Genomic DNA, 19,452 nt, shown 5'->3' on the forward strand with positions numbered 1-19,452 from the left:
GTTGGCGTTATACCTTCAAACTCTTCTGATAACTGCTTTACCCAACGCCTAATGGCTGTTGGGCCTACGCCAGTCGCTTCGCATGCTTCACGTACAGAATAGCCTTGTTTAATCACAAGATTAGCCGCATCAATTTTAAATTCTGTTGAGTAAGTAGGTTGAGTCGTCATCATTTTTACACCAATTTATATTAAGGGGAGTTTACCCCATATCGGTGTACAGATTCATTAAGCCACAACAAATGCGGCCTCAAGAACACGAAGCGCGAGTATCTGGTTTGCCATTGTTTTGATGGGTTTAACTGAATAAACGTATTTTATGTACGCTTTGGCGAAGTCGAGAAACAGTGTATCCATCATTAAGGCAGTTTCGCCTTTTGGCTGGCTGAGTTTCGAAAAAGTCACGGACACAGTTCTATCATCATTAACCGTTTTCCAAGTATTCGTTTCCCAATGTCTACCAAATGCGGCTAAGTTACCGCGACAGTGATTTATGAATTTATCTAAGTTGCCTGCGGCTGTTTGTGCTTTTTTTGGCGTGAAATGAACTAGGTTATCCATCCATCATCCCTCGTCTTTTTTTCTCTTCGCTACAAAGACGAATAACTTCTTCCACAGCTAAAATTACCGTGTCCTTGGTAGACGCATATTGTCCACTACCCGTCACTTTGAACAGTCGCTCTTTTTCTTTGTGCAAGTCCTCCCAAAAGCCTCATGCAGCGCATCTAGAAGTGGCTGAAAACTATTGCATACATAACACGCTTCATAACCCTTGACACAAAAATCATTGGTGCCGCAGGCACCAACAACTTCATTTTCTTTGTTTGGAATACGTGCTGTTGGATCGTTACCGCGTTTGCCTTCTTCAAGTACTGCGATAATTTCACCTTTGAAAGCTCGTGCCAGTGGAGCAAGTGCTTTGCTCATTTTGCGAACAATGTAATCGGCGTATGTACGGTGTTTTCAACATACACCATGACATTTTGTGTATCGCTTTGATCGAGCCGTTTAGCAATGACATGAGCAGTATGCCCCTGTTGCCCCATCTTTGAGCCGATTGTGCGTCTGAATCTCCTTGCATTGATTTGAATGATGTCGCCTGTACGCTCGCTTACCGCCCTCTGTGCTCGATAAAAACTCTTTAACATCGCCCACAGATGCTTAGTTGATGTGTGCAATACATCTTTTTGCCATAGCGCCAAATTCACTTCGCTTCTCGCGTTAAAATGGATCACGAAACTTAAATCTACAAACAGGGGCAATTCTCCCGCATCAGGCATTACTTCCCAGTCGATTTCGTTTGTGAGGATCTTATTAACCGCAGCTTGATTTTGTTGGATGAGATTGTACAGCGTGAGATATAGTTCTTCGCTAATTTCTATGCTCGCTAGTTCACTACGAAAGCTTCCGCCACGCTGTTTTGCTCGCGGAATAGCCAGTAAAAATCGATATTCCTCTAGCTTGGTAAGCGGGTTCTGCTTGATTGTTTTTTGGATATCTTTCGCTTTCAGGTGCGAAAGTTGAATGGGTCTGCGCCCCGTTGCTTTCAGCAGGGTGACGTAGGTTATCGTAGCTAAGTCGATTTCGTCATTTTTAAACAAGCGCACTAGCTCGTTATCAATCGCTAAGGATTCAATGTCGGTGAAGGCCCTCGCGTAAGGGCAACGCTGTGCCACCGCTTTGCCTTTCGTGTTACCTCGGAGTGTTAATTCATCCAAATAGTCGATTACATCTTTCGTAATACCTTCGTAACCCCAGTCATACCAAGAGATCAGAAAGCCCTTCAGCGCACCAAGATACCACTCATGCTCGCTATCAAGCGTTCAGCGCCAGTTTTGCAGGTCGTGAACAGTTACGCTGGAAGCTCCTGTATCACGAATATATCTCTGAAAACGGAGGTACATATTTGAAGTATGATCTGCCGAGAGTTCTTCTGCTGTTTGCGCCAGTGCTTTACGCAAGCCTTCTTGGGTGCCAAGCGAAATACTGTTCACATCCACCGTAAACGTAATGTGCCTGTTTTTATTCAAATTCCAGTAATTGCTCTGTATATCGAATTGATACCCATCTTTTGATATACGTAATTCAGTTCTAGGTGCTAGTCTCGTCTTCTGGCTCATTCCTTTTTGACCTCCACTGTTTTATTCACTTCTTTGAGTGTTTTATCCATCTCTTTGATGTCTTTCAGCGTAAGTTCATCTGCTTTTTTCTTAACATGGCGCTGAATATACGGTGCCGCTGAAGCATCACTTGTATGCCCCATTGTATGCTTGCGCATTTTAGCTTCTTTATCGGAATCAATATGCTCGTACCCTTCAACCCCCGCACTGACTAACTCGTTGTTTCTGTCTATTTTTTTCCGACAAAACATCGTTAAAATGGTGCCTAAAGTAGTAAGGAAACACGATAGCAAACTCAGGTTTAGTTTTTTTCAGTTCGAGCACTACCTGACCAAAACCTTCTTGCGAGAGCGGTTTTCCTGCTGTTTTGCCTTTATGTGAAACGAACAAGTAGGGGTGTTTATTTGCACCTTGAATTATCTTTCTCACCTTGGTCACGTAGCGGTGCAGCAGCGCAGCCGTTTGTGGCTTAATTGCTATCATTCGCTCAAGTGTTTTAGAGACAGGCTGCTTTAGCCTCGGATCTTGCGGATCATCGTGAGTGCGCGCTACAGTGATGGATTTAACATCACCTACTAGATGAATACGGTCATTCCGCAAAGAAAGAAGTTCACCTGGGCGAATACCTGTTTCATTCAGCAATCGGAAAAGCAAATCATTACGTAACCGAAGGCCCGCATTCGAAAACGGGTTCTGCTCACTGTCATACCGTGATACCGCGATAAATTCATCCAACATCGCTTTGGGCAATCCTGTACCCGTGCGTTTCCCAATAGTTTTTTTGTTTTTCCCCCGCTTAGGGCGTGCGGCCTTGAGTTGCTTGGACATGCGCTCAATAACCTGCATAGTTTCTTCATCGTTGCTTTGTGCAGTTGCGACTTTGGCAATAAATGTCAGATACTTGGCTACAGAAGAAAGGCGGTTATACAGCACATTCGCTGATATAGTAGGGATCGCATCAACGACTTGGGGAATGGAGCTGAAGCTAATGACTTTTTTTTTAACTTTTGCTAGGGCTTTTAGGTGATTAATATCGAGACTCAAATGCTTTTTGATCTTCTCAATATCATTCATATTTAGATATTTTTTTCTGTGGAACTCAGCATATAAGTTTCGCTGATTTCTTGCTTCCCAGACAAAAAGCCACTTCAGGTTTTGAAGGTGATTAGCAATCGAGTTAATTTGCAGATTACTTGGGCGTAACTCCGTAGTGTTCCAAAGTGTTGACAAAAAATGTGGCGCGCTATCATCACACGTTAAAAAGACATAACGCTCACCATTCGTAAATTTAATACGTCTAAGTTTCAAACTTGCACCTAAAGCAACATCATTTATTTATGTGCAAGTCTAAGCGAAAACACATATGAGCCAACAGCCCGAGAGACACAAAAACATTATATTACAATAATTTATGAAATAAGAACTTTAAGATTCACATTATTGAAAATAAGAAACCTCCTTATTTCAGGCAGATATAAAAAACCATTAAAATATTATATCTCAATGGTTTCACACAAAAAAAATTGTAATAGAAATGCAATTTATATTTATTGTTGATAATGCTTATGGAATTGACCTTTAATATGATGGAAAAATCAAATTGACTCTATTAAGCGAAAAACTGGCTGCATCGCCTAAATGTAGATTATTTCATCATTTAAAAAGGGGTGTTCATCTACAGGAATCTCAATTGAACTATCCAATGTGTTTCAATAAAGTTACATGGCTGATTCATTTCCAAGTAAATGTTCATTCAGTCTTTCAATTTTACACCACCCAGCCCAAATGGAATATCCTGCGGGACTCGATAGGTACACTTTACTAATACTGCTCATGCGGGAATAAAAAGATATGCTTCTTGAGATTCTAGTTCAGTGTTTTTAAAATTTGGCCTAGCATTTTCCTGAAATATAGTAAAAAATAATTTCAGACTATATCCGTTAATCGGCATTTAAAATGGAGACAGAGATGACTCGAGTTGAACAAGAAGAATTTGTTTTAGAGTTCATAAAAAATTGGGCTGGTTCGAAAAAAATGCACAAAAATGGTACGCATACGAAGTCATACCATCATTAAATAAAACAGCTCAACAAGCCATCAATGATGGTGATTTTGAAGCGATAAAAACATATCTAGAACATATAAGACAAGGTGGATTTGCTTAATGTTATGCTCTTAAAGTAAGGGCCATTTAAAGCAGTTGAGACACAAAGAGTTAAGAGGATTTTACTCGTAAACATAAAACACTAAACTCCGTCTGTGCGTACTCCAAAGAATTCAAATCAGTAATCTAAATCAAAGTTCAAGCTACCTCTCTTTATTATCACTAAATTACAATACAACCTCATCATGCCTGTATGAGTGGACAGCTATAATTAGGTGATGTGCAACCCGTTATCAAAATTACTAGTTCAAGAAAGAATATTCATATATGAAACAGATAACTAAACACTTAGCCGAAACCAAATCATATAAAAGAATGTTAATTGCCTCACAATCGTGAAATTTTGAAGATAAGGAGAAAGTATATTTTCGAAAGATGTGCATTAGGTGGCGCTAATTTAGTAAATTATTACATCCATTAATTATCCATAAAAACGTAAAACATAGCCCGTATTGAGCATTTATCGCTCAATTAAAGCATGTTTTACGTTTTTAAATGGATCTAATCTCCACTGTAAATGAGCATTATTAATCCTCAATTATTAACTAAAATCATAGAAAGCAATGATTTTACCTTTCTATTGACACCACTCATTAAGACATTAATCTTATTCAACTCTAATTTCCCAAAACAACCTCGTACAACTTAATATTTAGATATTAGATATTAGATATTAGATATTAGATATTAGATATTAGATATTAGATATTAGATATTAAATATTAGATATTTAGCCACTATTTTGTAGAGCAGCATTTCAGGCAGTTAATATAACCGTTAATGCTTTACCACTTCCAAAAGCATCGTTAGGTCTATTGATCAAAGTACATGATTCTTTGACTTCAGGAGATAACAACTTAAAGCTGATTTATGCACCAAAATGAGTTTGCCGTCACTTCTTAATTGCATCATTTATCTAATGATCAAACGAAATTTCGATTTCGAAATATATAAAGAAGTGGTCAAAATAGATGTACCACTACAAATTGTAGGATATTTGTTTTACTCAGATGAGAAACTGGGATTTTATTAGCTCAACCGCTCTTGCAAGTTTAAAGGAGTTAACTAGTTCAACCTACATAAACTAACTCATTTTTAGCTTAACTTCCCATATTCTAGCTATTCTATTTTTACATTTTAGATTACACCAAGTATTAAATATTGCAGAGTTGAAGAACCATTATGTGTTAAAAATAAAAAACCCGCTAAAATAGCGGGTTAATAGATATTCATTGTTTATTTTTACATTTCTAGATATTACACCATCTAAAACGGTAGTATCCGTAAAATTTCACAACACTAGCCAAGCGAGTGACTGAGTGAATGAAAAAATCTATATAAAATAAGGGTAATCAACCAGCAAACCACTTTCTTATCACACTCTAATTTTACACTTATAATTTTTTCGTAAACATAATAGTGAACCAGCCCCTAATTAAGCGTATTGCAACGTTTAAATTGACACTTTTCAATTTAAATAATTTACGCTGATTCCATCAGCGGTACTCATTCATCCATGAATTTTTGCAGTGTGTTTAACCATAACATTTGAGTACGACTTGTTCCAACAATTCGGGATTGATGTTAACGATAAACATCGAATTGTCACTGCAACCATGCGGCTATGAAGAGCCTCTTAGTGCAATAACAGACATTGGCACAGAGCTACGATTTTTAACTTTTACGTTTGCTCGCTATAAAAGTACAAAGAGAAATGAACATCACTATTACTGTCAATACTGGCGGTTTTGATTGAAATGGTAATACTTCAGCAGGTACGTTTGGCGATAAATGAACATAAACTGCGACAGTCATAATAACCAAAGTCAACAATGTAGCACTCTTAAGCAATATCTCAGCGGTGTTAGCGGAGATTAACTTATCTTTGGTTAATACCAGCAAATACATTATACCTGCGGTAATTTCACCCATTTGTCCTGCAAATTTGGCGAGTTTAGGCAATGGCAAGCCACTTAACTCAACTTGAGAAGCGAACATCGTAGCAAAAGGTTGAAAGAACTTTGCTGTTCCACCTAACACCATAAAGCCACCTAATAGCGCAATTACGAAGGTTTGGATCTTGTTTCCTGTACTTGCGTTTGAACGAAAAAGGTAAGCTATTGTGATTAATGCCATTGTACTAATCATACTAACTTCCAATAGAACTTGAGTATTCATCAGGTCAACTCCAATAAAGAAAACTATTTATCATCCTGTAAGAAGCTTAAGCTTCTTCTGGCTGTAAAAGGAATTTAGTAACAAACAATCTAACGATCGGTGCAACTACTGCTAAAAGTAATAATGCGGGTGGTACTACTTGTGCAATAGCCGCCCCCCAAGCAGCAAAGAAATCACCATCAAGTGGCAAATTACGATAGGCCATTATTCCAGACATTCCTAATAACATGGTTGGTAGCACCATAGACATCATTAACGGATATTGAAATTTACGTGGAAACTTTTTCATCTTTAACTCCAAAACTATTCACTTAATTTAGTCACTGCGACTAATCAATGAAGCTATTCTAATCGCTTGCCATCCATTCAAAAATAGACAATAATGCATTTTAAGAATACATATATGTAGCCATGAGTTAACTGCAAGTCTGAAGGTGGGAATATGATAAATACAAAACAAATGACTAACTTATATTGGTTTTGCTTATCTGTTGAATCTGGAGGTTTTGCTGCTGCAAGTATCAAAGCTAAAACCTCTGCACCTACGGTTTCCCGGTCAGTTGCTCATCTTGAAGAGCAACTTAATGAAAAGCTTCTTCATAGAGACGCGAAAAATTTTAGACTTACCAATGCTGGAGAGGAAGTCTACAAGAAGTTTTCTCATGTTTTCGCTCAACTAGATGAACAATGGCTCAGCTTATCAAATAGCCAAGGAGAGCTTACTGGAGATATTCATATCTCGTGTCCTGAGCCTTTTGCTGATTTCTTTTTACAACCGTTAGCCATAGAGTTTATGAAGCTGCACCCCAACGTAAACATTTTCGTTCACTTTGCCTCTGATGCTGAAGGTTTTATCGATGAACAAATTGATTTGGCGATTGTTACCATGCCAGCTACATCGCCAAACTTAGTGCAAAAAAGGTTATTTGAGGCCGAACTAGCCTTGGCTGCTTCCCCTGAATATTTAAGACGCCACCCTGCACCGGATTCGGCAGAAGCACTGCTAGGCCACCAACTATTGGCGGGCAATAATTTTCCTTATTGGCATTTAAAAGAAGAAGACAAAACGATAAAAATCCCCGTAAAACCTAAGTATGCGATTAACAGCTTACGGTTGAATATTCAGGCAGCTATTGCTGGAGCAGGCATATGTTTATTACCTAAAGTGGCACTAAAGCGTTTAGCAGAAAATAACAAGCTAACTCCAATTTTACCCAAGGTAGAGTGCCCAACTGGAACGGCATACATTGTTTGGACTGACAGAAAAATGATTTCTTCCCGTGTGGTAACTTTTCGTGATGAAATTTTTAACAATATGAACAAAGGAGCAGAAAACTTGTGGGGCGCTATGTTTCAATAAAAGCTTATATATCTGCACCGATGCTCTTAATATAAGAACCGAGCAGATTGTGATCGGTTCTTAGCAAGTTACTCAACTAGTGTTTTTAGTGCCTCTTTTAGCTTAAATTCATTCGCTCTTAAACGAACATCTTCAGCTTGGTCTATCCACCGAATAATTCCATCTTCATCTATTAACAAAGTTGTTGGAATTGCCATAGGTTTATATTTCATCACCATAGGAAACGGCAAACCAAAGAACGTTTTGCTAGATGCACTTTCACCGCCTAATGCTTTGTGATGTTCAACACCAAATTGGCGAATTACCGTTAGCTCAGGATCAGACAATAGCGTATGGCTTAACTGATCTCTTGCTTGGTGCTTTTTAGCTGATTGAATATCATCATTTGAAAGCGCAACGATGTTGACATTATATTCATCAAAAAGAGGCTTCATTTCTTCAAACATTTGTAGCTCGGTACTACAGTACGGACACCATGATCCCCGAAAGAACTTTAATAACGTTCTTCGGCCTTTAAGTTGGTTAGCGTCATATACCGTACCATCGATATCCTTAGCTTGAAATTGAGGTACTTTGTCGCCTACTTTTATTTGCAAATTACCTAGAGGAGGCTTCGCTTCTTTAAAAGTTATGATAAATACCGTTGTCATCATTAAAGGCATGGCAGACAGTAATATTACAAGTACTGACCCAATGGATAGTGATTGAACAGTTAGAAAGATCGCGATAGCGCTAAACAATGAACCAATTGCAAGTGCAGTAATAAATAGTACTGGCACTTTAGGTGTTCTGCGCTTTTTAACTTTGGCAAAATACAAAACTGCGCCTATCGCTGTAGTCAAAAAACCAAGTAAGCTAAATAAAATATCTAAAGTCATGACGTTAGAACCCATGCTGCTGGGCTAATTCTTGCAACACTTGCTTAAAATTTTCTTGGGGCTGCGCACCTGTTAGTGCGCTTGTACGGTCAAAAACCACCGTTGGTACACCACTAACGCCTAGTTGCTGCCACTGAGCTTCAAGTGTTCTAACTTTTTGTTTTATTTCTTCATTGTTTAGCGCTGCTATTGCTTTTTCTCTACTGATACCCACAGCACCTGCTTCTTCCAACAAGACCTCTTGTTTTGAAACATCTTTTTTCTCAGTAAAGAATGCTGAAAACAAACGCATCTTTAAATCCATCTGCTTACCTACACTATGGGCATAATCAAGCAGTATGTGGGCATCAAAGGTGTTAACTATTTTCATGCCATCAAAGTAGTTAAACTCGAAGCCATAATTAACACCAGCTTTGGTAATATTAGCTCTGGCTCGATCACTATCTTCTTTTGAAGAGCCATACTTTCTCGCAACATGAGCACGTAATTCCTCGCCCTCTGATGGCATATCAGGGTTTAATTCAAAAGGCTGCCACACTATGTCAACGTTATCTTGAAGACCTAACTCTTCTATTGCTGCATTTAGGTGATTAAAACCAACAATGCACCAAGGGCAAACAACATCAGAAATAATGTCGAGTTTAATTTTTTTAGTCATTATTCAGCTCCAATGGAAAAGCTTGCATCACACAAGCTACTAAAAAGTATATTGAAAAAGTTTTATAGACGTTTAGTATCTAATGCACCGTTTAGGATTTTTTGCATTGAAAGTGACATCATTTTGCGAGGGGTTAAATCAGCCATAAACGCCATAATATTATTGCGCAAACCCGGCACGGTCAAAACACGTTTACCAACACCTTGCAAACCAACTTTTGCAACTTCCTCTGGCGACCTAGCGTCCATTGGCACTTTTTTCCAATTAACACCAGTGCTCACTGCCATAGGAGTTTGGGTTAAGCCCGGAGAAAGAATACTCACATCTACACCCTTCGACTTAAGCTCTCCGTAGAGTGATTGACCAAAGTTTATTACGAATGCTTTTGAACCCGCATATGTTGAGAAGTAAGGAGAGGCCATTTGACCAAACATGCTTGCAACCAACAAAATTCCGCCTTTACCCCGTTCAATCATCGTTTGACTAAAGTGGTGACTTAGCTCCATAGTAGACATCACATTGACTTGCAATAGTCGCTTTTCTGCTTCTAAATCATTCTTTTCAAATGCACCATTGGTTTCCAACCCTGCCGACAAAGCCAACAATCCGATATCGTGGCTAACGGCTTTAATTTTCTCGACACCTTGCTCACTGCTTAGATCAGCAACAATGATATCTGTTTGAATGTTGAAATCATTCTTAAGCTGTTGTGCATAATCCTTTAATTCTTGTTCTCGTCTTGCAACAAGAACAACATCCATACCATCAGCAGCTAATTGTTTAGCCATCTGCTGACCAATACCCGATGTAGCACCTGTTATCAGTGCCCACCCACCATATTTTTGCTTAAAATTAAAAGACATAATGCTTGCTCCTAAAAACTCTTTCTAGTGCTCACCTCGTCACAGAGACGAGGTAAAATTTGACTAATTTATGCTCGTACTATTTAGTCCAAGCAAATTTTGCGAACATAGAGTCAACCGGTGTTTTAGCTACGTGGTTAACATAGTTACTGATTACTTTTTGTGATAAACCAAGAATAATTTCAATCACTTGTTGCTGACTGTAACCAGCAGCGAAAAACGCTTCCATTTGCTCGTCAGATACGTTGCCGCGCTCACGTACCATAGCTAAGGTAAAATCATGTAATGCTTGTAATTTGGCTGTCGGCATTGGTTCGCTGTTACGCAATGCTTCAGTTAATGCAGGATCAACTTTCATTGAATGTGCGATTGCTGTATGAGCAGGAACACAAAAAGTACACTCATGCTCAACATTAATGGTTTGCCAAACAACAGTTAACTCTTCTGCATCAAATGAAGTTGACATAAATAACTGATGTAGCTGTTGGTAAGCTTTTAGTGTTTCTGGTGACTCAGCCATAGCTGCATACAAACCCGGTACAGCACCCATCTGCTTAACTGCACCTTCTAACATTGCTTTGCTTTTCTCTGGTGCTGTTTCTACTGTGTGAAATGTAAATTTGCTCATTTTATTTCTCCAAATATCTTAGGCGAGTGCCTAACCTGTCTGTCATGTATATGTGGCGTAATACTTACTTCGCCTCGTTGATGTGGTGTACTTTAAATCAACTTGAACGATCGTTCAAGCATTAATTTGAGCGATCGTTCAAATAGATAGCCCTTTCGAAGCTATCTACCTGAATTAATTAAACATAAAAAATTAAAAAATTTTCAAACAATCCCTTAATGGGATATTGGTTATTTATCGCTTTACCTTGACTCGATAGAAACTTATAATTGAACGATTGTTCAAGTGGTCTTTATAGGTAGATGTAATGGCAAAGACAGCGAAATTTGATCGCCAAGAGGTGATAGATAAAGCAACTAATCTTTATTGGAAGAAGGGCTTTCACGCAACTTCAATGCGTAATTTACAAGATGAGATTGATATGCGTCCCGGTAGCATATATTCAGCATTTGGTAGCAAGGATGGTTTATTTAAAGAAGCATTAAGAAATTATACCGATATTGGATTAGCTCAGATGCAAAGCCTTGCAGAGCAAAATAAATCCCCCATAGATACACTGAAAGCATTTGTTAAAGCGCTAGTCATTGATACACAGACTGATGCGCCAAATGGTATGTGTATGCTATCAAAAACTTTAGGTGAATTGACCGAGGAAAATCAAGAGCTGATTGATGTGACTAAAAACCACCTTGGTGAAATTGCTGATGAAATGGTCGTATTGATTGAGCAAGCTAAAGCTAATGGCGAAATAGATAAAGCTAAAGATGCCCAAGAACTCGTGGAGCATATTCAGATTCAAATAGCAGGCTTACGTACATTTGCGAAAATAAATAGTGATAAGCAGCTACTAGACAAAAAAATAGAAGCCATATTTATTAATTACCCATTTTAGTCTTTATTATTTATAAGGAAGTAAGCATGCCGCAGCAAGTTATCTTATTTGACATCAATGAGACTATCTTAAACTTAGCTCAATTAAGGCCTAAGTTTGAGCAGTACTTTGGCAACGAACTATTCTTGGATACTTGGTTTTCAATGTTACTCCATTCATCTACCGTATGTTTAACAACCAAGGTAAACACAAACTTTAAAGACTTAGCAGTGGCGAGCTTAAATGCACTCGCTGGTCGATTAGATAAATCGTTAACTAGTGAGCAAAGTTGCGATGTTATAAGTACATTAGCAAATTTACCTGCGCATGATGATATTAAGCCTGCATTGGTTTTATTGAGAAGTGTGGGTTTCAAGCTTGTTGCTTTCTCAAATTCATCTGAAACTTTACTTAAATCTCAGTTAAAAAATGCTGGATTAACCGAATATTTCGATAACGCTATTTCAGTTGAAAACACAAAGACTTTTAAGCCATCCGAAGATGCTTATAAATATGCCGTTGAAAAGCTAAATGTCGCTTCTCATAACGTGACATTGGTGGCCGCCCATGACTGGGATACCCATGGCGCTTTATGCGCCGGATTAAATGCGGCTTTCTTAGACCGATTTAACGCACCATATAACCCAACTTATAAAAAACCAGCAATTATTGGCAATTCGATGGGGGAAATTGCAGATAAGCTGATTGGGTCAAAGTGACTATAATTCAGCGTCCGTTGTTCGCTCTTTAGAGACGTATATTATTGAGATAATAATTCAACTAAATAACTATTTCGCTTATGCGAGTTACTATGCGCTTCTGTGATAATCCTTAAATCATGCAAACTACCAATTATATGGATCTCAGCCTCGGCTCTTGTTATTGCTGTATACAGCCAAGCTCTATCTACGATTTTTCCTTTTTGTAAGACTATAATAATTCGAGGAAATTGCGACCCTTGAGCTTTATGAAGTGTTATTGCATAACCCAGTTCCATGCAATCCAATACAGATTGGTTAACCTCTATCACCTCACCAGTATCTAACGTTACTTCACCGTAGGTATCACCAGAAAAATTAACACTGGTTAGCGTACCAAGAGAACCATTTTGTATGCATTTATCGTAGTGGTTTTGAGTAAAAAGTATTTGATCATTTAGTCTTAGGTTTTGAAAGTACTGCTCTCCGTGCATAGTGAATTCCAACAACTCACCATCAGGGTTAACTGCCTCTTGCGTTAACTTGTTTATATCAGCAACTAACTTCTTAGTTGGAGCCATGATTCGACTATCACTAGGTGATTTCTGGTATAGGTCACAGCATACTCTGGCTATGTCTTCTCTCTCAGTTTGATGAAAATATACTGCTCCCGATGAAAGGTTATCAGGAACAATTCCTTGATTAATCAATTTTGAATATTCAGGGATTCCTGTTGTGCCTTCTTGCCGTTTTACTATATCAAGTTTGGTATTAGTAATTGTTTCGGCAAGAACGATATCAGCCAGCACTTTACCGCAACCAATAGGCGGAAGTTGATCTGGATCACCAGTAAAAATAATCCTGACTGATGGGTGTATGTGATTCACTAAACGGTACATCATTGGCAAATCAATCATACTAGCTTCATCAATTACCAACAGATGTTTCTGTTGCTCTGAAGTTGGCTCTATAGGCGCTTCTCGTAACAACTTGGCAATAGTTGATGTGATAAAACCGATAGACTCATGTAAACGCATAGCGGCTCTACCACTTAGCGCTACAGCGTGTATTTCAAACCCCATTTGATAGTATGCTCGAAGCGCTGTTCTCAGTACCGTGGTTTTACCTGTTCCTGCACCACCAGTGATACAACTAATTGCGTTATCTAAGCACGTTGTAACAGCCTCAGTTTGCTTTTGCGTTAATTCATAAGGTAACTCACTAACAGCTTTCAGGTAGGCGCTGTTGGCTTTTTCATCATAAAGGTCTGTTTGCTCAGATAGCTGTTTTAGTCGTTTAGTAACGACATTTTCCATCAGCAACTGAGCTGTAGGGTGATAATTTCCCGTTTCAGTGTTGAGGATGTATTGCGCTTTATCGTAACCAGCTTTAAAAGCTTGGCTAACGAGTTCTTTGTCTTTAAGTAGTTTTGTTAGCCTTGGACGCAGATCCGTTTGTGATGTATAGGTATGGCCTTTTTCAATTTCCTTTCTAATTGCTATTTCTATGGCTGCACTCAAGCGTTTGTCATCGTCTTTTTGTATGTTTAAGCCCGATTCTGCGTTTGAAGCGATTAAATCAATATCTTCAAATGACATGCCAAAACCCACCAAAATGTATGGGTTATGTTTTATCGCTTCAATTGAATTTTCACTATGATGTTTTAACAGTCGTTGTTGAACAGTGGCTGGAATTTTCCGTTCAGACATCCAGTTACAGAACCCTAGGTTTTTATATTTTGCATAACCCTTGAACAAAGCATTGATTGATTCGTCACTGAGAAGCTTTTTAAGGCGTAATCGAGACTCAGCGTTGTCATTACTAGCAATTGAGTGGAAATCTTTGCCTAATAACTCCCAGAGCGCCCTAGCTTTACTTTCACCGATACCCTTAAAGTCATTTTCTTTAGCAATAAACTTGATTAGTTGCTCACCTGTCTCTGGCAACTGACATTCAACGTGCGCTGGTGACTCGTATGTATGCTGCTGCATTACATAGTCACCTGTATCCATGTCTTCAACTAGCCTGTTGCCTCTGACAGACCAGTGTTGACCAATTGCAGGTTGCACGGGAATCTCGTTAGGGTGAGTCTTAATGGTGACGTAGTATTTGCCACTATTTATTTTGTATGAGTTCTTCCGCAGCGGCACACCGCTGAAAATAACCATCTTTGAGGAAGCAAATGGAATGCTAGTGACTCGGAATTGTTCTTCATGAGCTACCGAGTTCATCTTGGCATGAACCCCATTTCAGCAAGCGTTTCTGATAATTCGCCAAACCGTTTTAATCTATTTTCAAGCTCTTGAACTTTAGCTTTCAGCTCAACATTTTCGGCTTCTAGACTAGATAAGCGTTTAGAGTCTAATAACTTACGGTTGGTAGTATTATCATATTGCTTTGGCTTACTGTTAGCGCCCTTAGCGTTTTCAGTAAGCCTTGGCAAAACCCCCGTATCTCGAAGTCTATCTTCCAAGCTCTTAAGCTGCTCTTTTAGCAATGGATTCTGATTCAAAGCAGATTTTCCGCAACCAACAGCTTTAGCTATTTCGCCACGGTTTAACTGCCCTCTAAAAATGATCTGTTTAAAGTCATCATCAGATTGTGATGCAGCCCAAGCGATGAAGTCATCTACATTCTTTTGTGCTTTTTGTTGACCGTTTAAGCCTTTTCCTGTTGCCATTACGAGCCACCTGTCCTGCGCTTCAATTCAGTCAACGGTTGTTCTAACATTTCAACAGCGTCATCAAGTGAGTCTATTCTTATTCCATGTTTATAAGCGTTGAACTGCCAAAGTACGAACCTCTGCTTGTATTTCTCTATTGTTTTATTGGCTCTAGCTAACTCGGCTTCTAGTCCTTCAATTTGGGTCATCAGGTACTCTACGTCACTATCCTTACTATCCTTAGTCTTTACTTCTTCAACAGTGTTTTCCCTCAAAAACTCTTTGCGTGCAGTAAAGGCTTCCTGAATCTCTTTATAACCAGATAAAGTTTGACGAGTAACATCCTCCAATCCGAGCATAGACTTAACCTGCTCACATAAAAGAGGCCAAGTTAATTTACCTTTCCATGTATCAATTAGGTGTAATATTTCAGTGATATTGTCGCTAGTAACTATGATCTTGGGCATCGTTAAAGCTCCATCAGGTTGAATATTTCATCAGAAAAATCTATCTCTTCAGGACTTACTACATCAGTTACCAGCCCTTTCTCCCTCAACATTTCTTTAACAGGAGAGGGGTCATATTCTTCTGGAATTCTAATCGGTGTGCCATCAGCGGTATTCTCGTCTTCCAGCAAGCGGATTTTTGTTCGAATATGAGCTAATCGCCAACCTTGATTAGTTACCCAACGATCTGAACCAAAGGTGCCCATTTCATGGTCAAGTAAAGCTTTATCAAGTTGTTGTTGAATTTCCTTCTCTCTCTTTTTGAGTAAGACTAAAGAGTCACTAAAACCTTTGATACAGACCAGCTCTTTACAAGTTTCACAATCACCGTTTCGCTGACAAGGTGACATTGCATAGTCATGCTCACAAACACCAAGCTCCGTTACAATGGCAGCTCCATCCAAATCCTTGCCTATATCCTGAAAAGTCACAGGTATACGATTTTTTATTTTATCTAAAACATTGGCATCTTCTGGCAGCATTAAGGCTGCAACTTCTTCTGCCTTTTCATCTTCTGTGCGGTGATCATATTTTTTGTTATCGTCAACTTTTGCTCTTCCTGCCCAGTGAGCCAATGTCAGTGCATCCATTCCACCACTTTCCGCCATAGTGCTAAGCCAATGCCTAGCTTTATGAGTAGATAAGTCAATGTTTTCACCACTTTTCAAACTAAACCCATATTTAATCCAGATACTGCGTTCACCTCTTGCACCTCCCTGTATAAATCGATCATTAATTTGATTTACAGTTGGTATCCAAAAAGAAAAGCCTCTGGGATTAAAATCTGCGTGGAACTCATTTTCCCTATGTAAGAGCAGTGCTTCGGAAACTTTTACATGTTTGTTTTTATCCGAGTAAGGCCAGTTCGGGAACTTTTTGGTGTACTTACTGTATTCATGCTCCCCTAACACCCGGTAACTAATGCTACCACTATTGTCTTCCAATAGTTTTTCTAACCATTTTGTACGTTGGTTTTCAAGTTGTTTATAGTTTGTAGAAAGTGCCGCATTAAGTTGCTCAATTGACAAAGGCTTGTCTATTGAAAAGCCCTCAGGTGTGATACATCCGTCATGGATCATAAATTCTTCGGGGTGTTCTTCTGCAAATTTAGCCGCACTTCGTGCAGGCTCACCAATACGTTTAAGTCGCTCCACAGCATCAACTACTACATCTTGCATTTGGGTGGGAACCCATTTAACTCCCGCCTTTCCTTTTTTAGCAGGAACCCATTGCAGTCCAAGTTTCAAATCTCCTGCACGATCTTCTTCCCAAACAAGACAGTCAGTAGAAAGTGTTGTCGTTTCTGATGCTCTAGATGGGGCAACCATGAGTAGCGCATAAACGGCAGTGAAATACTCAACTTCCAGACCTAGAGTTGGTGCTTTGTTGAAAAGCTCTGCAATTAGCAACATTTCTTCACTAGTGGGTAATTTTTCTGAACGGTACTCCTTGCCTTTTTCATCAACGGTTATAGTTAAATCTTTAATTTTTTGATAGGGATTGTTCCATTCAGGTAGATTAGGGGCAATTAAATTTTCACGGCAAAAATTCAATATCAACTCCATTTGATAACCAGATTTATTTCTTGCCGTAGAATCTGACAATTGCCGATGAAACACTTCATCCAATCGTCCCAGTGCTGTGCCATCAAGCATCAAAATATCAGCGCTTCCTGTCGATAAAATCAAGGCTTCTTCAAGTACACGTAGTGCTTCCATGTGACGTTGTAAATTAGAAACTGGCTTATCTGTATAGGTATGCTTGATGTATGCTTTTGCAAAATCTATAAATGGTGCAGCTAAAGGTTCGTACTGGTAAGAATTAGAGGGCTTCAAATTCGTTGAAAAACGGGCAACCACCTTTCTTGTTCCCTTAACTGTGTCCCATTTGTTTTCATGCCATTTATCTATTCCAAATACATTTAAGTGTGTTCTGCAATTAGAAATAAATTTACTCAGATTTTGCTCAGCATTGAGTGTTGCTTTCGCCTTAAAACGGATTACATTATCAGCCATTAGTCGTGTCTCCTTGCTTTTGCTTCATTTCGGCACAAGCTTGCACTACCCATTCAACAGCCAATATTAAAGTGTCTTTAGTTGAAGCATATTGCTCACTCTTTGTCGCTTTGAGGCGAGTTTCTTTTTCAGCGTATAGGCTTTCTAAGAATTTTTCATGAGGTCCATCCAGTAAAGGTCTAAACTTTTCACAAAGATAACAAGCTTCATAACCTTTAACACAAAAGTCATTAGTACCACATGCACCGACAGCTTCATTATCATTATTCGGTATACGAGCAGATGGATCGTCGCCTCGCTCACCATCATCTAAATTTACAATGATCTCGCCTTTAAATGCTTTAGCGAATGGCGCTAGCTGCTTTCCTACGGCCTTATCAATATAAGTTACCGTATCCGCTGTGTTCTCTGTATAAACTTTAACGTTTTGGGTGTCTGACTGATCAAGAGCTTCAGCAATAATTAATGCACCTACCCCTTTTCGACCAAGATTAGTACCACGAGTGCGCCTAAAACGCCTTGCGGATAATTGAATAATTTCGCCAGTTCTCTCACTTACAGCTCGATTCAGGACATTGACTTGCTTCATATAGCCATCTCTTAATTGGCTTGTGGATATATGTAACAAATCCGAACTTAATGCCATTTCGATAGAATCAGTAATGACCTCACCGTCCAATAATTTTTCAACAGTAACCCAATCAATAAAAAGCGGAATTTGCACCATCTGGGATTTACTAAGATTAAGGTTTAATACATCAGTCAGTTTTTTTCCTTCACTTTCCGCTAAATTAAGTAGTGTGAGATATAGTTCTTCTGTTATTGCCAGTTTCTTAAACATCTCCCGAAACCCTACGCCTCGTTGCTTGGCTCTTGGAATGTTAAGATAAAAATTGGTGCTGTTTGTTTTAGGGCATTTTTCCTTTAAAAGATCCATCGCCTTTAATTGCCGTAATTGTGTGGCTCTTCTTGCTGTAGCTTGCAATGTGACTAAATAGCTGTAACAGGCTAAAGAAATTTTATCTTCTGCAAACATCCTAATAAGCTCATTGGCAACGGCTATCTGTTCATTCTGCGTTAATGCGCCTGTATATGGGCAGCGATTTGCGATGGCTACCCCTTTCTGATTTCCAGAAAGGGTCATACTTTCTAGTACATTAACAACTTCGCTACTAATTCCTTTGTATCCGTAATCATGCCAACTTATTAAAAAGCCACGAAGTGCCCCTAGATACCATTCATGTTCGTTATCTAGCATCGCACGCCAGTTTCTAATTATGTATTCATCAACTGATGTACATCCAGTATCACGCACCATTCTTTGAAATCTATGGTACATATTTAAAGTATGTTTAGCCGAAGACTCTTCGGCATATCTTGCTAAGGATTTTCTAAATCCATCATGCACAGCAGGTTCTAGTGCAAGCACTTCTTTTTGAAAGCTAATTGTTGTGTCTTTATTTAATTTCCATCTATCGGAATTAATATCGAAGCTATACCCGTCTTTAGATACTTTACTTGAAGTATCTTTTAAAACGATGCCCTTTTTTTGTGAGACAGTTGCTACACTATTATTCATTTACCGCTCCTAGCTTCCGCTGCTTTCCTGTTTAATTCTTCTTGTTCATTTAAGTTAACCTCATTCGCTTTTTTAGTTATGTGGCGTTTATTATAAGTATCGCCAGATTTTTCACTTGAATGCCCCATTTGCTGCATTCTCATTTTCGCCTCTTTACCACTATCGATAAATTCGAAGCCCTCAACTCCCGCTGCCGCCAACTCATTATTTGCATCAATTTTTTGAGAGAAGCCTTCGTTCCAATCGTGACGAAAATAGTGTGGGTGTATATCT

At 38.9% G+C, this 19,452-nt stretch carries 21 protein-coding genes and 1 pseudogene; 3 read left to right on the forward strand and 19 right to left on the reverse strand.

The features are described 5' to 3' along the window. The 9 genes from FNZ24_RS21970 to FNZ24_RS19750 form a co-directional block, all read right to left on the reverse strand. Nucleotides 1-173 (reverse strand): transposase (locus FNZ24_RS21970; RefSeq protein WP_153916513.1); only part of this gene is annotated, 173 nt, incomplete at its 3' end. 54 nt (nt 174-227) lie between these two features. Continuing rightward, nucleotides 228-560 (reverse strand): hypothetical protein, encoded by a 333-nt coding sequence (locus FNZ24_RS19725; RefSeq protein ID WP_153916514.1) that lies wholly within the window; start codon nt 558-560, stop codon nt 228-230. A 102-nt stretch (nt 561-662) separates the two neighbouring features. Beyond that, a complete protein-coding gene (locus FNZ24_RS21785; protein ID WP_228768555.1) occupies nt 663-926 on the reverse strand; it encodes a hypothetical protein in 264 nt (87 codons plus the stop codon). After that, nucleotides 923-1,717: a hypothetical protein gene (locus FNZ24_RS21790; RefSeq protein ID WP_228768556.1), complete on the reverse strand. Its 795-nt coding sequence runs from the start codon at nt 1,715-1,717 to the stop codon at nt 923-925. The genes FNZ24_RS21785 and FNZ24_RS21790 overlap by 4 nt, the downstream gene beginning before the upstream one ends. 105 nt (nt 1,718-1,822) lie before the next feature. Beyond that, a complete protein-coding gene (locus FNZ24_RS21795) occupies nt 1,823-2,119 on the reverse strand; it encodes a hypothetical protein (protein ID WP_228768557.1) in 297 nt (98 codons plus the stop codon). Next, nucleotides 2,116-2,277, reverse strand: coding sequence for a hypothetical protein (locus tag FNZ24_RS19735; protein ID WP_153916515.1), 162 nt, complete (start codon nt 2,275-2,277; stop codon nt 2,116-2,118). The genes FNZ24_RS21795 and FNZ24_RS19735 overlap by 4 nt, the downstream gene beginning before the upstream one ends. 37 nt (nt 2,278-2,314) lie before the next feature. Then, entirely contained in the window at nt 2,315-3,427 is a 1,113-nt protein-coding gene (locus FNZ24_RS19740; RefSeq protein WP_153916516.1) for a site-specific integrase, read from the reverse strand. Between the two features lie 2,530 nt (nt 3,428-5,957). Beyond that, nucleotides 5,958-6,431, reverse strand: a complete 474-nt coding sequence (locus FNZ24_RS19745; RefSeq protein ID WP_228768558.1) for a hypothetical protein — start codon at nt 6,429-6,431, stop codon at nt 5,958-5,960. A gap of 76 nt (nt 6,432-6,507) precedes the next feature. Then, complete coding sequence (locus FNZ24_RS19750) at nt 6,508-6,750, reverse strand: DUF2798 domain-containing protein (protein ID WP_153916517.1); 243 nt, start codon at nt 6,748-6,750, stop codon at nt 6,508-6,510. 153 nt (nt 6,751-6,903) lie between these two features. Between FNZ24_RS19750 and FNZ24_RS19755 the strand changes: the two genes are divergently transcribed. Then, a complete protein-coding gene (locus FNZ24_RS19755; RefSeq protein WP_153916518.1) occupies nt 6,904-7,821 on the forward strand; it encodes a LysR family transcriptional regulator in 918 nt (305 codons plus the stop codon). 68 nt (nt 7,822-7,889) lie between these two features. On the opposite strand, the gene FNZ24_RS19760 is transcribed toward FNZ24_RS19755, so the two are convergent. The 4 genes from FNZ24_RS19760 to FNZ24_RS19775 all read right to left on the reverse strand — a co-directional run bounded on the left by FNZ24_RS19760 (nt 7,890) and on the right by FNZ24_RS19775 (nt 10,848). After that, the gene (locus FNZ24_RS19760) at nt 7,890-8,699 is read right to left on the reverse strand and encodes a peroxiredoxin family protein (RefSeq protein WP_194945106.1); all 810 of its coding nucleotides are present in this window, start codon (nt 8,697-8,699) and stop codon (nt 7,890-7,892) included. Nucleotides 8,700-8,703: 4 nt separating this feature from the next. After that, nucleotides 8,704-9,357 carry a DsbA family oxidoreductase gene (locus FNZ24_RS19765; RefSeq protein ID WP_153916520.1) on the reverse strand — a complete coding sequence of 218 codons (654 nt, stop codon included), beginning with the start codon at nt 9,355-9,357 and terminating at the stop codon, nt 8,704-8,706. A 62-nt stretch (nt 9,358-9,419) separates the two neighbouring features. Further along, complete coding sequence (locus FNZ24_RS19770; protein ID WP_153916521.1) at nt 9,420-10,220, reverse strand: SDR family NAD(P)-dependent oxidoreductase; 801 nt, start codon at nt 10,218-10,220, stop codon at nt 9,420-9,422. A gap of 79 nt (nt 10,221-10,299) precedes the next feature. Next, entirely contained in the window at nt 10,300-10,848 is a 549-nt protein-coding gene (locus FNZ24_RS19775; RefSeq protein WP_153916522.1) for a carboxymuconolactone decarboxylase family protein, read from the reverse strand. A 307-nt stretch (nt 10,849-11,155) separates the two neighbouring features. Here FNZ24_RS19775 and FNZ24_RS19780 point away from each other — a divergent pair, with 307 nt between their 5' ends. Then, nucleotides 11,156-11,740 carry a TetR/AcrR family transcriptional regulator gene (locus FNZ24_RS19780; protein ID WP_153916523.1) on the forward strand — a complete coding sequence of 195 codons (585 nt, stop codon included), beginning with the start codon at nt 11,156-11,158 and terminating at the stop codon, nt 11,738-11,740. Between the two features lie 26 nt (nt 11,741-11,766). Then, the gene (locus tag FNZ24_RS19785; RefSeq protein ID WP_153916524.1) at nt 11,767-12,438 is read left to right on the forward strand and encodes a haloacid dehalogenase type II; all 672 of its coding nucleotides are present in this window, start codon (nt 11,767-11,769) and stop codon (nt 12,436-12,438) included. Between the two features lie 41 nt (nt 12,439-12,479). Here FNZ24_RS19785 and FNZ24_RS19790 read toward each other — a convergent pair whose 3' ends face one another. The 6 genes and pseudogenes from FNZ24_RS19790 to FNZ24_RS21525 form a co-directional block, all read right to left on the reverse strand. Then, nucleotides 12,480-14,648 carry an AAA family ATPase gene (locus FNZ24_RS19790; RefSeq protein ID WP_153916525.1) on the reverse strand — a complete coding sequence of 723 codons (2,169 nt, stop codon included), beginning with the start codon at nt 14,646-14,648 and terminating at the stop codon, nt 12,480-12,482. After that, nucleotides 14,645-15,097 carry a VPA1267 family protein gene (locus FNZ24_RS19795; protein WP_153916526.1) on the reverse strand — a complete coding sequence of 151 codons (453 nt, stop codon included), beginning with the start codon at nt 15,095-15,097 and terminating at the stop codon, nt 14,645-14,647. The genes FNZ24_RS19790 and FNZ24_RS19795 overlap by 4 nt, the downstream gene beginning before the upstream one ends. Beyond that, nucleotides 15,097-15,546 carry a hypothetical protein gene (locus tag FNZ24_RS19800; protein WP_153916527.1) on the reverse strand — a complete coding sequence of 150 codons (450 nt, stop codon included), beginning with the start codon at nt 15,544-15,546 and terminating at the stop codon, nt 15,097-15,099. The genes FNZ24_RS19795 and FNZ24_RS19800 overlap by 1 nt, the downstream gene beginning before the upstream one ends. 2 nt (nt 15,547-15,548) lie before the next feature. After that, the gene (locus tag FNZ24_RS19805; protein ID WP_153916528.1) at nt 15,549-17,600 is read right to left on the reverse strand and encodes an integrase; all 2,052 of its coding nucleotides are present in this window, start codon (nt 17,598-17,600) and stop codon (nt 15,549-15,551) included. Continuing rightward, on the reverse strand, nt 17,593-19,179 hold the full coding sequence (locus tag FNZ24_RS19810; RefSeq protein WP_228768559.1) for a site-specific integrase: 1,587 nt from the start codon (nt 19,177-19,179) through the stop codon (nt 17,593-17,595). Before FNZ24_RS19810 ends, FNZ24_RS19805 begins: the two co-directional genes overlap by 8 nt. Beyond that, nucleotides 19,176-19,452 (reverse strand): annotated as a pseudogene (locus FNZ24_RS21525) (hypothetical protein); the annotation flags it as partial. The pseudogene FNZ24_RS21525 and the gene FNZ24_RS19810, both read right to left, overlap by 4 nt.

This window comes from Shewanella sp. TC10 (genome assembly GCF_009663145.1).
Taxonomy (GTDB): domain Bacteria; phylum Pseudomonadota; class Gammaproteobacteria; order Enterobacterales; family Shewanellaceae; genus Shewanella.

Excerpts from the sequence above, each read along its gene's own strand:
- FNZ24_RS19725 (WP_153916514.1), bottom strand. The coding sequence starts at position 560 with ATGGATAACCTAGTTCATTTCACGCCAAAAAAAGCACAAACAGCCGCA.
- FNZ24_RS21785 (WP_228768555.1), bottom strand. The coding sequence starts at position 926 with ATGAGCAAAGCACTTGCTCCACTGGCACGAGCTTTCAAAGGTGAAATT.
- FNZ24_RS21795 (WP_228768557.1), bottom strand. The coding sequence starts at position 2,119 with ATGAGCCAGAAGACGAGACTAGCACCTAGAACTGAATTACGTATATCA.
- FNZ24_RS19735 (WP_153916515.1), bottom strand. The coding sequence starts at position 2,277 with ATGCGCAAGCATACAATGGGGCATACAAGTGATGCTTCAGCGGCACCG.
- FNZ24_RS19745 (WP_228768558.1), bottom strand. The coding sequence starts at position 6,431 with ATGATTAGTACAATGGCATTAATCACAATAGCTTACCTTTTTCGTTCA.
- FNZ24_RS19750 (WP_153916517.1), bottom strand. The coding sequence starts at position 6,750 with ATGAAAAAGTTTCCACGTAAATTTCAATATCCGTTAATGATGTCTATG.
- FNZ24_RS19755 (WP_153916518.1), top strand. The coding sequence starts at position 6,904 with ATGATAAATACAAAACAAATGACTAACTTATATTGGTTTTGCTTATCT.
- FNZ24_RS19760 (WP_194945106.1), bottom strand. The coding sequence starts at position 8,699 with ATGACTTTAGATATTTTATTTAGCTTACTTGGTTTTTTGACTACAGCG.
- FNZ24_RS19765 (WP_153916520.1), bottom strand. The coding sequence starts at position 9,357 with ATGACTAAAAAAATTAAACTCGACATTATTTCTGATGTTGTTTGCCCT.
- FNZ24_RS19770 (WP_153916521.1), bottom strand. The coding sequence starts at position 10,220 with ATGTCTTTTAATTTTAAGCAAAAATATGGTGGGTGGGCACTGATAACA.
- FNZ24_RS19775 (WP_153916522.1), bottom strand. The coding sequence starts at position 10,848 with ATGAGCAAATTTACATTTCACACAGTAGAAACAGCACCAGAGAAAAGC.
- FNZ24_RS19780 (WP_153916523.1), top strand. The coding sequence starts at position 11,156 with ATGGCAAAGACAGCGAAATTTGATCGCCAAGAGGTGATAGATAAAGCA.
- FNZ24_RS19785 (WP_153916524.1), top strand. The coding sequence starts at position 11,767 with ATGCCGCAGCAAGTTATCTTATTTGACATCAATGAGACTATCTTAAAC.
- FNZ24_RS19790 (WP_153916525.1), bottom strand. The coding sequence starts at position 14,648 with ATGAACTCGGTAGCTCATGAAGAACAATTCCGAGTCACTAGCATTCCA.
- FNZ24_RS19795 (WP_153916526.1), bottom strand. The coding sequence starts at position 15,097 with ATGGCAACAGGAAAAGGCTTAAACGGTCAACAAAAAGCACAAAAGAAT.
- FNZ24_RS19800 (WP_153916527.1), bottom strand. The coding sequence starts at position 15,546 with ATGCCCAAGATCATAGTTACTAGCGACAATATCACTGAAATATTACAC.
- FNZ24_RS19805 (WP_153916528.1), bottom strand. The coding sequence starts at position 17,600 with ATGGCTGATAATGTAATCCGTTTTAAGGCGAAAGCAACACTCAATGCT.
- FNZ24_RS19810 (WP_228768559.1), bottom strand. The coding sequence starts at position 19,179 with ATGAATAATAGTGTAGCAACTGTCTCACAAAAAAAGGGCATCGTTTTA.